At 65.6% G+C, this 14957-nt stretch carries 15 protein-coding genes; 1 reads left to right on the top strand and 14 read right to left on the bottom strand.

Annotated elements, in window-relative coordinates:
- Positions 1-41: 41 nt before the first annotated feature.
- Both nusA and rimP read right to left on the bottom strand, forming a co-directional pair.
- Complete coding sequence (gene nusA, locus ACVIIV_RS06850) at positions 42-1652, bottom strand: transcription termination factor NusA (protein ID WP_456743524.1); 1611 nt, start codon at positions 1650-1652, stop codon at positions 42-44.
- 2 nt (positions 1653-1654) lie between these two features.
- Positions 1655-2410, bottom strand: a complete 756-nt coding sequence (gene rimP / locus ACVIIV_RS06845) for a ribosome maturation factor RimP (protein ID WP_456743523.1) — start codon at positions 2408-2410, stop codon at positions 1655-1657.
- Positions 2411-2779: 369 nt separating this feature from the next.
- Between rimP and ACVIIV_RS06840 the strand changes: the two genes are divergently transcribed.
- The gene (locus ACVIIV_RS06840) at positions 2780-3862 is read left to right on the top strand and encodes a DUF2336 domain-containing protein (protein WP_456743522.1); all 1083 of its coding nucleotides are present in this window, start codon (positions 2780-2782) and stop codon (positions 3860-3862) included.
- A gap of 115 nt (positions 3863-3977) precedes the next feature.
- Here ACVIIV_RS06840 and trmB read toward each other — a convergent pair whose 3' ends face one another.
- The 12 genes from trmB to tsaB form a co-directional block, all read right to left on the bottom strand.
- Complete coding sequence (trmB, locus tag ACVIIV_RS06835; protein ID WP_456743521.1) at positions 3978-4691, bottom strand: tRNA (guanosine(46)-N7)-methyltransferase TrmB; 714 nt, start codon at positions 4689-4691, stop codon at positions 3978-3980.
- A complete protein-coding gene (locus ACVIIV_RS06830; protein ID WP_456743520.1) occupies positions 4688-5845 on the bottom strand; it encodes a M20 family metallopeptidase in 1158 nt (385 codons plus the stop codon). Before ACVIIV_RS06830 ends, trmB begins: the two co-directional genes overlap by 4 nt.
- A gap of 85 nt (positions 5846-5930) precedes the next feature.
- Complete coding sequence (locus tag ACVIIV_RS06825) at positions 5931-6344, bottom strand: helix-turn-helix domain-containing protein (protein WP_183248336.1); 414 nt, start codon at positions 6342-6344, stop codon at positions 5931-5933.
- 219 nt (positions 6345-6563) lie between these two features.
- Positions 6564-8177 carry an apolipoprotein N-acyltransferase gene (gene lnt / locus ACVIIV_RS06820; RefSeq protein WP_456743519.1) on the bottom strand — a complete coding sequence of 538 codons (1614 nt, stop codon included), beginning with the start codon at positions 8175-8177 and terminating at the stop codon, positions 6564-6566.
- Positions 8174-9292, bottom strand: a complete 1119-nt coding sequence (locus ACVIIV_RS06815; RefSeq protein WP_456743518.1) for a hemolysin family protein — start codon at positions 9290-9292, stop codon at positions 8174-8176. Before ACVIIV_RS06815 ends, lnt begins: the two co-directional genes overlap by 4 nt.
- A gap of 1 nt (position 9293) precedes the next feature.
- A complete protein-coding gene (gene ybeY / locus ACVIIV_RS06810; RefSeq protein ID WP_456743517.1) occupies positions 9294-9803 on the bottom strand; it encodes an rRNA maturation RNase YbeY in 510 nt (169 codons plus the stop codon).
- Positions 9804-9861: 58 nt separating this feature from the next.
- On the bottom strand, positions 9862-10857 hold the full coding sequence (locus tag ACVIIV_RS06805; protein ID WP_456743516.1) for a PhoH family protein: 996 nt from the start codon (positions 10855-10857) through the stop codon (positions 9862-9864).
- Positions 10858-10921: 64 nt separating this feature from the next.
- Positions 10922-12316 (bottom strand): tRNA (N6-isopentenyl adenosine(37)-C2)-methylthiotransferase MiaB, encoded by a 1395-nt coding sequence (gene miaB, locus ACVIIV_RS06800; RefSeq protein ID WP_456743515.1) that lies wholly within the window; start codon positions 12314-12316, stop codon positions 10922-10924.
- A 193-nt stretch (positions 12317-12509) separates the two neighbouring features.
- Positions 12510-13190 (bottom strand): HAD family hydrolase, encoded by a 681-nt coding sequence (locus ACVIIV_RS06795; RefSeq protein WP_456743514.1) that lies wholly within the window; start codon positions 13188-13190, stop codon positions 12510-12512.
- A 52-nt stretch (positions 13191-13242) separates the two neighbouring features.
- A complete protein-coding gene (locus ACVIIV_RS06790) occupies positions 13243-13698 on the bottom strand; it encodes a Fur family transcriptional regulator (RefSeq protein WP_456743513.1) in 456 nt (151 codons plus the stop codon).
- Between the two features lie 38 nt (positions 13699-13736).
- Positions 13737-14222 (bottom strand): ribosomal protein S18-alanine N-acetyltransferase, encoded by a 486-nt coding sequence (gene rimI / locus ACVIIV_RS06785; RefSeq protein WP_456743512.1) that lies wholly within the window; start codon positions 14220-14222, stop codon positions 13737-13739.
- The gene (tsaB, locus tag ACVIIV_RS06780; RefSeq protein ID WP_456743511.1) at positions 14219-14914 is read right to left on the bottom strand and encodes a tRNA (adenosine(37)-N6)-threonylcarbamoyltransferase complex dimerization subunit type 1 TsaB; all 696 of its coding nucleotides are present in this window, start codon (positions 14912-14914) and stop codon (positions 14219-14221) included. Before tsaB ends, rimI begins: the two co-directional genes overlap by 4 nt.
- Positions 14915-14957: the final 43 nt, after the last annotated feature.

Genomic DNA, 14957 nt, shown 5'->3' with positions numbered 1-14957 from the left:
TTCTTTACGCAAAACCGGTCTCCACTCTTGCTGAACAGGCCTTAAGCCGGCTGGTCTTCGGTCGCCGCGGCCTCTTCAGCAGGCTTGGCGAGATCGGCCTCGGTGATCCAGCCGGCCTTGACGCGGGCCTGCATGATCATCGCTTCGGCGTCGTCACGGGAGATGTCGATGCCGTCGAGCGCACCGGTGTGCTTGGTCGGCTCGCTGCCTTCCTTGCGCTCGGTCCAGCCGACCAGATCGTCGGTGGCGCAGCCGGCGAGATCGTCGACGGTCTTGATGTCGTTCTCGCCGAACTTCACCAGCATCTTCGAGGTGACGCCGGGCACGTCCTTGAGCGCGTCCTCGACGCCAAGCTCCTTGCGCCTGGCCTCGAGCTCGGCTTCCTGTTGCTCCAGATATTCGCGGGCGCGGTTCTGCAGCTCTTGCGCGGTCTCCTCGTCGAAACCCTCGATGCTGGCGAGTTCCTTGACGTCCACCATCGCGAGCTCCTCGACCGAGGTGAAGCCTTCGGACGCCAGCAGCTGGCCGACCACTTCGTCGACGTTGAGCGATTCCATGAAGACACGGGTGGAGTTCTCGAAGTCGGCCTGGCGGCGCTCCGATTCCTCCTGCTCGGTCAGGATGTCGATGTCCCAGCCGGTGAGCTGCGAGGCGAGACGCACGTTCTGGCCGCGGCGGCCGATCGCCAGCGAAAGCTGGTTGTTGGTGTCGGGCACCACGACCTCGATGCGCTCGCGGTCCTCGTCGATGACGACCTTGGAGACTTCCGCCGGGGCCAGCGCGTTGACCACGAAGGTCGCGATGTCGGGCGACCAGGGAATGATGTCGATCTTCTCGCCCTGCAGCTCGTTCACCACCGCCTGCACGCGCGAGCCGCGCATGCCGACGCAGGCGCCGACCGGATCGACCGAGGAATCGCGGGAAATCACGCCGATTTTCGCGCGCGAGCCGGGATCGCGGGCCACCGCCTTGATCTCGACGATGCCGTCATAGATCTCCGGCACTTCCTGTGCGAACAGCTTCGCCATGAACTGCGGATGGGTGCGGGAGAGGAAGATCTGCGGGCCGCGGGTTTCGCGACGGACGTCGAAGATGTAGGCGCGGACGCGGTCGCCGTTGCGGAACACTTCGCGCGGCAGCATCTCGTCGCGGCGGATGATGGCTTCGCCACGGCCGAGATCGACGATCACGCTGCCATATTCGACGCGCTTGACGACGCCGTTGACGATGTCGCCGATGCGGTCCTTGAATTCCTGATACTGCCGGTCGCGCTCGGCCTCGCGCACCTTCTGCACGATCACCTGCTTGGCCGATTGCGCGGCGATGCGGCCATATTCCAGCGGCGGCAGGGTGTCGGCGATGGTGTCGCCGACCTGGGCACCGGGATTGGCGCGCTGCGCGTCCACCAGCGAGATCTGGTTGGAGTGGTTCTCGACCTTGTCGACCACCAGCATGTGGCGCGACAGCCGCAGCTCGCCCTTCTTCGGGTCGATCTCGGCATGCACGTCAGTCTCGCTGCCGTAACGGGCCCTGGCGGCCTTGGCGATGGCGTCCTCCATCGCCGCGATGACGATGCCGCGGTCGATCGATTTTTCGCGTGCGACGGCGTCCGCGATCTGAAGCAATTCAAGTCGGTTGGCGCTGACTGCCATGGCTAGTCTCCTTGGTCAGGCTCGGTCTCGCCGCGCCGCGCGCGTTCGGCGGCAAGGCGATGTTTCTTCGTGTTGGTCGGGGCCGGCTTCTTCTTCGGCTTGGTGCTTTTGGTGGTCTTCTCGCTGATCTTGGCGTGCGGCGCCTGCGGCGGCTCGAGACCGAGATTGCGGCGCATCTCGCGCGCCTCGGCCTTGCCGCGGCGCATGGATTCGGCGATCAGCTCGTCGGTCAGCACCAGCCGGGCCTCGCTGATATCCTCCATTGTCAGGAGAACGTCGGCATCATCGCCCGCCTTGACGTCGTCGCGATGCAGATGCACGCGGTCGCCTTCGACCGCACCGAGCGTGCCGCGGAAGCGCTTCCGCCCCTCATGCGCGACCGCCATCTCGATCTTCACCAGATGCCCGGCATAGCGCTGGAAATCGGAGCGACGCACCAGCGGGCGGTCGATGCCCGGCGAAGAAATCTCCAGCCGGTAGGCCCGATCGATGGGATCGGCGACGTCGAGCACGGGCGAGAGCGCCCGCGAGATCGCCTCGCAGTCCTCGATCTGCATCGAGCCGTCCGGCCGCTCGGCCATGATCTGCACGGTGCAGCCGGCTTCCCCGGAAATGCGGATCCGCACCAGGCGGTAGCCCATCCCCTGGAGCACGGGAGCAGCGACCGCCGACACCCGTGCCGCGACGCCCGGCTCGACCACGAGCCGCGGCTCGGCCAGCAATTCGGCATCCGTGGAACCAGGGTTCGGTTCGGTCATGTCCAGGGTCAGGGCGCTCGTTGGTTAAGGCTTGGGTTAAGGCTTGGTTACGACTTCAAAGCCCGTTTCGGAACTTTCCCGACACGTGTCGGGCCGCATCTTCCGCCAAGCCGCGTTCAGGTAATAAAAAAGAGCGGGTCCTTGCGGGCCCACTCTCACTACGCGGATCGTATGAGAAGATGAATTGGCGCTGATATAGCGCTTTCCCTCTTTCCGGACAAGGCCCATTGCAGCGGGAACGGGGCCTTTTTGTGCCGATCCGCAGACCCTGCGCAACGCTTCCTTCATCAAGCAGGTCTACATTCCCGGCTTGTGGGGCGGCTTGAACCAAGGGCGCACCCGCGGCGTGCCCCGTTCGAGTTGCGTTTCATGACCGTTGCCACGTCGCTCATTCCCGGACTGGACGATATCGTCAGACGCGGCGATCCGCGCCGACGCGGCGAGATCGCGCGTGCCATCGCCCAGCTGTTCTTCCAGGATGCGGAGAAGCTCCGCCCCGAGCTGGTCGATCTCTTCGACAATCTCCTGATCGATCTCGTCCCGCATGCCGAGCTTGCCTCGCGCGTCGATCTCGCCGAGCGCTTCTCGCGCCTGAACAACGCACCGCCGCACCTGGTCAATCAGCTCGCGCGCGAAAACGAGATCATGGTGGCCGGCCCCGTGCTGCGCCGCTCGCCCGTGCTCGACGACGCGGCTCTCGTCGAGATCGCGCGCTTGAAGGGCCAGGGCCATCTCCTGGCGATGACGGAGCGCCCCGCTTTGTCTCCCGTCGTCACCGACGTGCTGGTCGAGCGCGGCGATCGCGACGTGGTGCGCCGCGCCGCAGCCAATGCCGGTGCGGTGTTCTCGCCAGGCAGCTATTCCGAGATGATCAAGCGCGCGGCGCAGGACGGCGTGCTGACGCTCAAGATCGGCCAGCGTAACGACCTTTCCGGCGAGCACCTGAAACAGCTGCTCGACGGGACGCTCGACGTCATCCGCCGCCGCCTCTCCACCGTGGCCAATCCCGCGCGCCAGGCCGAGATCAAGCGCGCCATGGCGGCGATCGAGGAGGCCGCGCTGCCGCCGGGGCCGCGCCGCGATTTTTCGGGCGCGCAGCGCACGGTGCTCGCCCTGCATCGCGAGGGCCATCTCGGCGAGAGTGCGCTGCTCGGCTTCGCCAAGGCGCACAAATACGAGGAATCGATCGCCGCGCTCTCGGCGATATCAGGCGTTCGCCTCCCGATCCTCGATCGCCTGATCGCGGGCGATCGCTACGATCCGCTGCTGATCCTGGGCCGCGTGCTGAACCTGGGCTGGCCCACGGTGCGCGCGCTCATCCTGCTCTGGTACGGTCCGCACCGCACGCCGGCCGATGCCGATATCGAGGCCGCGCGCCTGAACTTCGCGCGCCTGATGCCGGCGACCGCCGAACGCGTCGTGAATTTCTGGCGCAACCGGCGGACGATTTGAGTCTCTCTATTTTGTCATTCCGGGGCGATGCGTAGCATCGAACCCGGAATCTCGAGATTCTCAGGTGCGCAATTGCGCACCATAGTTCGCGCTTTCGCGCGCCCCGGAATGACAGTCATTTCCGCCTGAACCGCAGATAAGCCGCCTTGCGTCCCTCGCGCGCGGCCTTACGGCCGGTGTAGCGCGTCATGGTGTAGCCCGGCCATGGCTGCCTGAAATCGTCGGCGCGTTCGGCGAGCCAGACGAAGTCTTGTGAGCGCGCAAGATGCGACAGCGTCCAGGCGCAGTAATCGTCGATGTCGCAGACGAAGCGGAACTCGCCGCCGCTCCTGAGCACGCGTGCCATCGCGGCGATCGTCCGGTCCTGGACGAAGCGCCGTTTCCAGTGTCGCCGCTTCGGCCAGGGGTCGGGATGGATCAGGTCGATCCGCGACAGCGAATCCTTCGGCAGCCAGGCCAAGAGCTCGGCGGCATCGCCCGCGAACAGGCGGATGTTGCCGATGTTGGCCGCCTCGATCTGCGCGAGGATCTTTGCCATGCCGTTGACATAGGGCTCGCAGCCGATGAAGCCGGTCGTGGGAAAGTTCTTCGCCTCGGCCGCAAGATGCTCGCCCCCGCCGAAGCCGATCTCGAGTCGTACGTCGTCGGCTTTGGGATCGAAGATTTCGCGGGCGTCCGCCGGCGCCTCACCGTCGATATCGAGCGCAAGATGCGGCAGCAGCTGCTCGATCAACCCGGCCTGGTGCTGCCTGAGCTTGTGGCCCTTGCGGCGTCCGAAGAAGGCGCGCTCGCTGTCGTCGCGATCGGGGTCTGATTTACGTTCGCTCATCGCAGCGTCTGATACAGGCGGTGGAGTAGCCGCGCGCGCGGTGCGAGCGAGGAGACATAGAGCTGCTCATAATGGGTGTGTGCGCCCTTGCCGTCGACGCCGAGCCCGTCGAGCGTCGCGGTGTGCGCGGCGGTGAAATTGCCGTCCGAGCCGCCGCCGGTATGGGTGTCGATCAGCTCGAAGCCGATCTCGCTGGCGAGCGTCTTGGCATGCTCGTACAGCGAGGCGCCTGCATTGCTCTTCTCGTAAGGCGGTCGATTGAGCTCGCCGGTGACCGTGACGGTGACGCCGTCCGTCTTCGATGTCAGGGCGAGAATCTTGCCGACGAACTCGTCTGCATCCTTGAAGCTCAGCACGCGCAGATCGACTTCGGCATAAGCCTCTTCCGGCGTGACGTTGGGGCGCGTGCCCCCGCGCACCACGCCGACATTGACGGTGACGCCACGTGTCGGATCGTTCATCCCTTCCAGCGCCAGGATGATGTTGCCGAGCTCGCGGACGGCGCTGCGGCCGTCTTCGGGCCGGGAGCCGGCATGCGCGGGCACGCCCTTGATGAATACCTGGAAGCGTCCCACGCCCTTGCGTCCGGTGACGATCTTGCCGCCGTCACGCGCCGGTTCGGTCACCAGCACGTATTTGGCCTTGCGTCCCTCCCGCTCGATCAGCGCCCGAGAGGTGGGGCTGCCGATCTCCTCGTCGGAGGTGAACAGGTGCGTGATGCCGAGCGGCGAGCGATCGGCCGTCGCACAAAGCGCGCGAAAGGCATGATGGGCGATGTAGGCGCCGCCCTTCATGTCGTAGATGCCAGGGCCGAACGCGACATCGCCTTCGACCTTGAACGGCAGGCGCTCGATGAAGCCGACGGGATGAACGGTGTCGAGGTGGCTCAGCACCAGGATGCCCGGCCGGTCCTGCCCCCAATTCGTGCGCGCCACGAGATGATCGCCGCAGCCATCCACGCCGGCGATGCGCTCGAGCGTGACAGGCAGGCCGCGGTATTGCTCCGCGACCACAGAGACCAGCTTGTTGATCTGTTCAGGTGTTTCCGTCGGCGTCTCGATCTCCACCCAGCGGCGGATGCCATCGAGAATAGTTTGTGAATCGAACCAATTGGAGCCGGTCATGGACGCATCTGTGCCTGTGAATCGCATCATCGAAGCGGACGCGCATCAAAGCGCGGTCGTAAATGACGACATAGGCCAGATTTGACTCAGTCTCAAATCGCCATGGACATGGCGCTCAGCGCTTGTCGGGGCCTTCGCGAGCCGCAATCTGCTCGACGAGATCGACGATCGAGCGGCGCATCTTCGAATCGGTGATTCGCGTGAATGCCTTGGTCAAGGCGAGCCCTTCGGAGGTCGCGAGAAAGTCCGAGACGTAAGAGGGCGAGGCGCCTTCGCTGAAGCCATTCGGACCCGGCACGCCGCTCGGGCCGCCTTCGAACAGGAAGGACACCGGCACCTGGAGAATCTCGGCGATCTGCTGGATGCGGCTGGCGCCGACCCGGTTGGTGCCCTTCTCGTATTTCTGGATCTGCTGGAAAGTCAGGCCCAAAGCTTCACCGAGCTTTTCCTGGCTCATGCCCAACATGATGCGGCGCATGCGCACGCGGCTGCCGACATATTTGTCAACAGGGTTGGGCGCTTTCGACATTTCCTCAGCCCTCCAAACATCACCTTCGGCGTAATCATCAAGCATGCCTCGGGTGCAGCATCGTCAAAATCAAACCCTGTTATTGGGAAACATTGCGGAGAAATTTAGCAATGCACCGCTGTCTTTCGCAGCCGGTGCAGAATGGGGAGCCCGCGTGCAGTCTGTCAACCGTGGGACTACGGTTGTCAAAGGATTCCGGCCGCTTCGGCGGCGGCGCGATCAGGGCTGATGCTTGCCGACGCGTCGGCGGACCGCCAGGAGCACGGCCACCGCAACGAGCATGGCTGCGGGCGCATCACCCACCCGTGCATAGATGGTCGGTGGAATCGCGGCCGGCAGGTTTGCATCCAAAATGCCTTCGATTCCGAGACCGAGGCTCGCGACCGTGCGCCCGACCGGATCGATCACTGCGGAGACGCCGGTATTGGCGGAGCGGACCAGCGGCAATCCGAGCTCGATCGCGCGCATTCGCGACTGCTCCAGATGCTGATAGGGGCCGGTCGAGATGCCGAACCAGCCGTCGTTGGTGAGGTTCACGATCCAGCCCGGACGTTCGTTGCGTCCAGCCACTTCGCCGGGAAAGATGGCCTCGTAACAGATCAGCGGCAGCGCAGGCGGTGCGCTGGCGACCGGCAGCGCATGCCGCACGGTGCCGGGAATGAAGCCGCCGCGCACACGCGTCAGTTGCTCGAAACCGAACTTCTCCATCAGCGCCTGGTAGGGAAGAAATTCTCCGAACGGTACCAGGTGCAGCTTGTCGTACACTGCGAGCACGCTGCCGTCGTGATCGATCACGTAGATCGAGTTGTAGGCGCGCGTGATCGGCGTGCCCCGCGGCAGGTCGGGCGCGCGGACCGATCCCGTGATCAGCACGGTGCCCTTGGGCAGGAGGTCCGCGATTTGCGCCATCGCGTCGGCTTCGCGGGTCAGGAAGAACGGAAAGGCGGATTCCGGCCAGATCAGGATGGTGGCATCACGCACGCCGGTCGATTGCGGGCCGGAGGCTCGGTCCGACAGCGCGAGGTATTTCTTCATCACCTCCGCCTTGGCGGCGTAGTTGAATTTCGCGTCCTGCTGCAGGTTCGGCTGCATGAGGCGCAGCTTGGCGCCTGATACAATCGCGGTCGGATGCAGCGACAGCCGGATCGCGCCGAAGATGCTCATGACAACCAGGAGCGCGGCGGCGGCGGCCGGCACACGCCATTGCAGGCGGCTATCGGGCGTGTGGTCGATCAGCGTCGCCGGGCTTGCGAAGATCGCAACCGTCAGGAACGTCATGCCCCACAGGCCGATCAGCGAGGCCGTCTGCGCCAGCGGCAGTGGCTCGGAGAGCGCATAGCCGAACGCGTTCCAGGGAAAGCCGGTCAGCGCGTGACCGCGCAGCCATTCGCTGATGGTGAGGCTCGCTGCGAGCGCCAGCACGCGGGTGGCGTTCTTGGTCCAGAGCAGGCGCGCCAACGCAAAGCCGATCGCCGTGAAGATCGCAAGATAGGCCGGCAGGCCCAGCACGGCGAACGGCGTCAGCCAGGCGAACATGTCGGCGTCGACGAAGAAGGCGTAGCCGATCCAATAGAGGCCGGGCACGAAATAGCCGAGCCCGAACCAGTAGCCGGTCAGCGCGGCGGCGGGGACGCCGCCATAGCGGCCGCCCCCGGCGCCGTCGATCAGCCAGACCAGCACCGGGAAGGTGACGAACAGCACCGGGAACAGGTTGAACGGCGCCAGCGCCAGCACCGACAGGGCCCCCGCCGCCAGGGCGATGACGGCGCGCTGCCATCCCCAGCTGAGGATGACGGCAAGCGCGATCTGCCGAAGTCGCTGCGATGGGCTCACTGCGGGCCGGCCCCCTCGCTCGGCGGCGGCGTGGGCGTGTCGCTGGCCGGCGGTTGGCCGCTCTCCGGCGTGGCTTCACGGCGCCGGCTCTCGCGCTGGGTGCGCGGCGCCGGACGCTCCTTCCGTGTCGAGATGCGCAGCCGCTTGACGCGGCGCGGATCGGCATCGAGCACCTCGACCTCGTAGGTGCCGGGCCCGGAGATCACCTCGCCGCGCACCGGCAGACGTCCGACGAAGCTGACGAGATAGCCGCCCAGGGTCTCCACATCCTCGCCGGCGTCGCCGGTGATGAAATCTTCGCCGATCACCGAGCGGACGTCGTCAAGGCTGGCGCGGGCGTCGGCGATGAAGGCGTTGTCGGGCAGGCGCACGATCGAGGGCGGCTCGTCGCTGTCGTGCTCGTCATCGATCTCGCCGACGATCTGCTCGACGATGTCCTCGATCGAGACCAGCCCGTCGCTGCCGCCATATTCGTCGACCACCAGCGCCAGATGGATGCGCGAGGCCTGCATCTGCGCGAGCAGGTCGATCGCCCGCATCGACGGCGGCACGTAGAGCAGCTTGCGGATGATGTGCGCGTCATGAAGCGGCAGCGCGAGATCGACGGCACGCAGGTCGAGCCCGGCCGGCAGCGGCTTCTTGCGCTTGGTCTTGGTGGTTTCCGACACGCGGGCGCGTGCGGTCATGAAGGCGAGCAGGTCGCGGATGTGGACGATGCCGACGGGATCGTCGAGCGTCTCGTTGAAGACCACGAGGCGGGAATGGCCGGCGCCCTCGAAGCGGTCCATCAGTTCCCCGAGCGGGATGTCGCGCTTCACCGCGACGATGTCGGCGCGATGCACCATCACGTCGGCGATACGGCGCTCGTGCAGGCCGAGGATGTTGCGCAGCATGGTGCGCTCGACCGCGGAGAAGCCGGTGTCGTCGGGTGTCGTCGCGTCCAGCACGACCTGCAGGTCGTCGCGGACCGATCCCGCCTTCCAGCCGAACAGCGTCCGGATGGCGCGCAGCAGCCAGTTGTCCGCCGTCGGGCGCATCACCTCGCCTTGTGTCACCACGGCCGGCAAATTTGGCGTGTTGCGCGGATTGTCTTGGATCGGATCGGAATCCGGCATCTCAATGCGTCCCCGGGCGGTCTGCATAGGGATCGGGTATGCCGAGGTGAGCCAGGATCTCACGTTCGAGCGCTTCCATCTCCTCGGCGTCGCCGTCGTTCTCGTGGTCGTAACCGATCAGGTGCAGGAACCCATGCACGGCGAGATGGCTCAAATGGTGGTCGAACGGCTTTTGTTCCTCGTCCGCCTCGCGCCGCATGGTCTCGTAGGCGATCGCGATGTCGCCGAGCATGCGCGGCGCATCGCCCGGCTTCCACGCGCCCTCCGGCTGCAGCGCGGGGAACGAGAGCACGTTGGTCGGCTTGTCGATACCGCGCCAGTTGCTGTTGAGGGCACGGATGCCGGCGTCATCGGTCAGCATCACAGCCACTTCGGCGTCGGCAACGTCTTCGTCAACGCTCTCGGCGGCGGCCGCCACCGCGCGCTGGATCACGTCTTCGGAACTAGGCTCGCGCTGCCAGCAATCGGCGACGACGAGGACCTCGGTCATGGGAAGGTTGGGATGGGACATTGTGTTGTCTCGGACGAAAGGCGCCGTCTTCGCGCCCTCTGGGTCCGGTGTTGCCTCGTCAGGATTGACCGGTGGCCGGCCGCTGCGGCGGCCCTTCGTAGGCGGCGACGATCCGCGCCACGAGTTCGTGGCGGATCACGTCCTCGGCCTTGAAATGAACCTGGGCAATTCCCTCGACGCCGTTCAAGAGGCGGGTCGCCTCGGCCAGGCCCGAAGTCTGGCCGTTGGGCAGGTCGATCTGCGAGGGATCGCCTGTCACGATCATGCGGCTGTTCTCGCCGAGACGCGTCAGGAACATCTTCATCTGCATCGACGTGGTGTTCTGGGCCTCGTCCAGGATGATGGCGGCGTTGGTGAGCGTGCGGCCGCGCATGAAGGCGAGCGGCGCGATCTCGATCTCGCCGGTCTGGAGCGCACGCTCGACGATGCGCGCATCCATGAGGTCGTAGAGCGCATCATAGATCGGCCGCAGATAAGGATCGACCTTCTCGCGGAGATCGCCGGGCAAGAAGCCGAGCCGCTCGCCGGCCTCCACCGCCGGACGCGACAGGATGATGCGATCGACCTCCTTGCGCTCGAACAGCTGCGCGGCATGGGCGACGGCGAGCCAGGTCTTGCCGGTGCCGGCGGGGCCGATGCCGAACACCAGCTCGTGGCGCTTCAGCGCGCGGATGTAGGAATCCTGCGCCGCCGTGCGCGCGCGCACCGGGCGCTTGCGCAGGTTGATGCTGTCGAAGGTGGACTTGGCTGACTTGGCGTCGAACTCGAATAGCGAGCCCTGCGCGATCACGGCGCGGATGGCGCCCTCGACCTCGCCCTGGTCGAGGTCCTGTCCCTTTACTGCCTGCGCGTAGAGCATCTCCAGCACCCGGCGCGCGGCGTCGCAGCCGTCGCGGGTGCCGCCGATCGTGATGTGGTTGCCCTTGGAATCGACCACCACGCCGAGCCGCCGCTCGATCTGCGCCAGGTGCTGGCCGTACGGGCCGACCAGCGCGGAAGCGGCGCGGTTGTCGTCGAAGTCAATGACGACCTGGGTCTCGGGCGGAACTTGCATGTCGCGGTCAAATTTGCGGCTGGGAGCGAACGAAGACGAATCCGATGCGCTTTTTGGCAAGGGTTCAGGCTCCAGTGGCTTGCGATAAAGCGGGCTCGCGCGCGCCACGCGGCGTCACGAGCTCGCCGAGAAAACTGTAGCGCTCGAGGCTGTCGATGCGGACCGGCAGGATTTGTCCGATGATGTCGGGCGAGGCCATCACATGGGCGGGCTGGAGGTATGCGGTGCGGCCCACGATCTGGCCATCCTTGCGGGCCGGACGCTCGAACAGCACATCGACCGTTGAGCCAATCGCAGCCTTGTTAAAGGCCGATTGCTGGCTGTCGATCAGTTCCTGGAGTCGCTCCAATCGCTGGTCCATCTCGGCGGGGGACACCGTCTCCTGCATGTCCGCGGCCGGCGTTCCCGGCCGGGCGGAGTATTTGAACGAATAAGCCGCAGCGTAGCCGATTTGCGTGACAAGCGCGAGGGTGGCGAGAAAATCTTGCTCGCTCTCGCCGGGGAAGCCGACGATAAAATCTGATGAAAAAGCAATGTCTTGGCGGGCACTGCGGAAACGGTCGATGACACGGCGGTAATCATCGGCGGTATGTTTGCGATTCATGGTCGCCAGAATCCGGTCCGAGCCCGATTGCACCGGCAGGTGCACGAACGGCATCAGGGCACCGAGATCGCGATGGGCCGCGATCAGGCTGTCGTCGACATCGCGGGGGTGGCTGGTCGAATAACGCAGCCGCGCGATGCCGGGAATCGTCGCCAGATGTTCGAGCAAGCGGCCGAGCGGCCAGGCTTTCCCGTCCGGCCCCTCGCCGTGATAGGCATTGACGTTCTGCCCGATCAGCGTGAGCTCGCGCACGCCGTTGTCGGCGAGCCGCTTCACGTCGTCGACGATCTTCGCGACCGGCCGCGAGACTTCGGCGCCCCGCGTATACGGCACGACGCAGAAGGTGCAGAACTTGTCGCAGCCTTCCTGCACCGTGACGAAAGCGGAAATGCCGCGCGCGCGGATTGCATCGGGTTTGGGCTGCGCCAGAAGACCGAACTTATCCTCAGCCGGAAATTCGGTCTCGATCGCGCGGCCTTCGATGCCGGCGCGCTTCAACAGCTCCGGCAGATGATGATAGCTCTGCGGTCCGACCACGACGTCGACGACAGGCGCCCGGCGCACGATCTCCTCGCCCTCGGCCTGCGCCACGCAGCCCGCGACCGCGATTTGCATCGCGCGGCCCGCGCGCGCCGCCTCGTCCTTGGCGACGCGCAGGCGGCCGAGCTCGGAATAGACCTTCTCGGAGGCCTTTTCGCGGATATGGCAGGTGTTGAGGATGACGAGGTCGGCGTCATCAGCGCTGGCCGTCTCCACGAATCCTTCCGGAGCCAGCGTGTCCACCATGCGCTGGGCATCGTAGACGTTCATCTGGCAGCCATATGATTTGATGTGCAGCTTGCGCGGCGGCGTCATGGAACCCGAAAATGGAGGTGGAGGACGGCCTTCAGATATAGGTTGGAGGGGCGAAAATCCAGCGAATGAGGCCCTCAGACTGTGTCATTCCGGGGCGCGACGCAGTCGCGAACCCGGAATCTCGCGCCAAAACCTCTGGATTCCGGGTTCACGCGCGTCGCGCGTGTCCCGGAATGACGTCAAGCGGACGAGATCAGCCCGCCAGGGCGTCCGTTTCGACCCGCCGGAGCAGCTCCGGCAGCTGATGCATGTCGGCAAAGGTCAGATTGGCGCCGGCCTGGCGCAGGGCCTCGGCATGGCCGTCTCCGCAATGGCTGCCCCCGTAAAAGCCGAACACGGTCATTCCCGCCGCCCGCGCGCCGGCAATCCCGGCCAGGCTGTCCTCGATGACGACGCAGCGCTCGGGCGGCACGCCCATTTCGCTCGCCGCGAACAGGAACAGGTCCGGCGCGGGCTTGCCGTCCTTGACCTGCGAAGCCGAGAAGATATTTGGCGCGAGGCGCTCGTAGAGCCCGGTGCTCCCCAGGCTCACGCTCATGCGCTGATGCGAGCCGCTCGAGGCGACGCAGACGCGCTGGGTGACGACATCGAGCACATCATGGATGCCGCGGATCGCTTCGAGGTCGGCCTCGAACGAGCGGAACAGCTCGTCCTGCAGATCGCCGTGGTAGGCTTCGGGAAGCTTGCGGCCAAGCTCGGTCTCGATTTCGAAATTGGCCTGCCGCGTCGAGCGGCCGAGGAAGCGCTCGAACACCTGCTCCGACGTGATCGGATAGCCGTGTTTGGTCAGCACGTCCGCATGCGCGCGACAGGAGATCACCTCGCTGTCCACGAGCACGCCGTCGCAATCGAAGATGATGAGATCGATGGGCACTAAGGCATGATCCGGAAAAGTGTGGAGCGGTTTTCCGACAAGATCATGCCACTTAAGACGTCGGCTTGTCGTCGTCGAGCGGGACGCAATAGAGCTCGAGTCGGTGATCCACCAGCTTGTAGCCGAGCTTGCGGGCGATCTCCGCCTGGAGCTTCTCGATCTCTTCGGAAGTGAACTCGATCACCTTGCCGTCGCGCAGATTGATGAGGTGGTCGTGATGGCTGTCGCGCATCTGCTCGTAGCGCGCGCGGCCCTCGCGGAAATCGTGGCGCTCGATGATGCCGGCATCCTCGAACAGCTTCACGGTGCGATAGACGGTCGAGATCGAGATCTTGTCGTCGACCGCAACGCAGCGCCGGTACAGTTCCTCGACATCGGGATGATCGACCGCTTCCGCGAGCACGCGGGCGATGACGCGGCGCTGCTCGGTCATGCGCATGCCCGTGGCGGCACAGCGCGACTCGATACCGGACGCCGTGGATGCAGAAGAAGATTTCAGTGTGGTCATAGCGTTGTCTGCCTGGCGGGCGCTTTCTGCCACCAATGTTACGACAAGTCACGTCGCATCAGAAGGGCGTTCAACTGTTCCCCGTTCGGCTGCTTATAGTAGCGTTCGCGGCGTCCGACCACCGTAAATCCGGCCCGATCATACAGCCGCCGCGCCGGCTGGTTATTTTCCTCGACTTCGAGAAATATCGTGCGCACGCCGCGCCCGGCGAGATGGCCAAGATGGGTCATCAGCAGCGTGCGGGAGAGGCCGCGGCCGCGATGACCCCCGTCCACCGCAATCGAGAGAATTTCCGCTTCGTCCGCGCCGATCCGCGACACCGCAAATCCGATTGTCTTGCGGCCGAGACGCAAGCGGTGCACCAGCGTGTTGCGCTCGCTCATCATGCTCTCGAACTCGCCTTCGCCCCAGCCGCGCGCGAAGGAGGCGCCGTGCAGTTGCGCCAGCCGCGTGGCGTCGCGCAAGGTCGCAGGCTCGACGACGGCCGTGCCGCCGCGCCACCATTCCGACAGCCATCCCATCATGAGGTTGCGGCTTGCGCTGCGAGCGGCTTCTGTGCCGCCGGCTTGGCGTCTGGCGCCTTCAGATAGAACGGCCGCGCCGGCGTGGTCTCGGGATTGGCCGCCGCACCGAGCCAGGCGACCCAGCCGATGTCGGGCGCAGGCTGCGCGTCGACCGCAACAGGTTGCGGTCCATCCTTCGGCCAGCGATCGGCGAGGAGCTCGGCGGCATTGCCGACCAGATGCGGCGAGCCGAATTGCGAGGCCGCGATCGCCTCGTCGATGGGGGCGACACCCGGCCGCACCAGCTGGCTGCCGTCGCCGGCGACGATCTGGAAGTAGACGTGATCGTGCCGCGCATCGATCGCAGAGATCACCGGCGCCGTTCCGCTCTGGCCGACAACGGTCGCGGCATAGGCCGACAGCGTCGTCAGCCCGACTGCCGGCCGTTTCGCCGCAAGCGCAAGGCCCCGAGCCGCCGAGATGCCGACGCGCAGGCCGGTGAAACTGCCCGGGCCGACGGTGACGGCGATGCGGTCGAGCGAGGTGAAGGCGAGGCTGGCGGATTGCATCACGCGCGCGATCATCGGCATCAGCGCCTCGGCATGGCCGCGCTTCATCAGCAGCGATTCCTGCGCAAGAAACTCGCCGGCATCGGTGTCCAGCACGGCCGCCGCGCAGGCCTCCAGCGCAGTATCGATGGCAAGGATCAGCATGAAAAAGCGAATGGCGAGTGGCGAATAGCGAACAGTCTAGCCG

This window comes from Bradyrhizobium sp. USDA 4354 (genome assembly GCF_054060315.1).
Note: the sequence above shows the minus strand (reverse complement) of the source record. Positions and strands in the feature narration are given on the sequence as shown.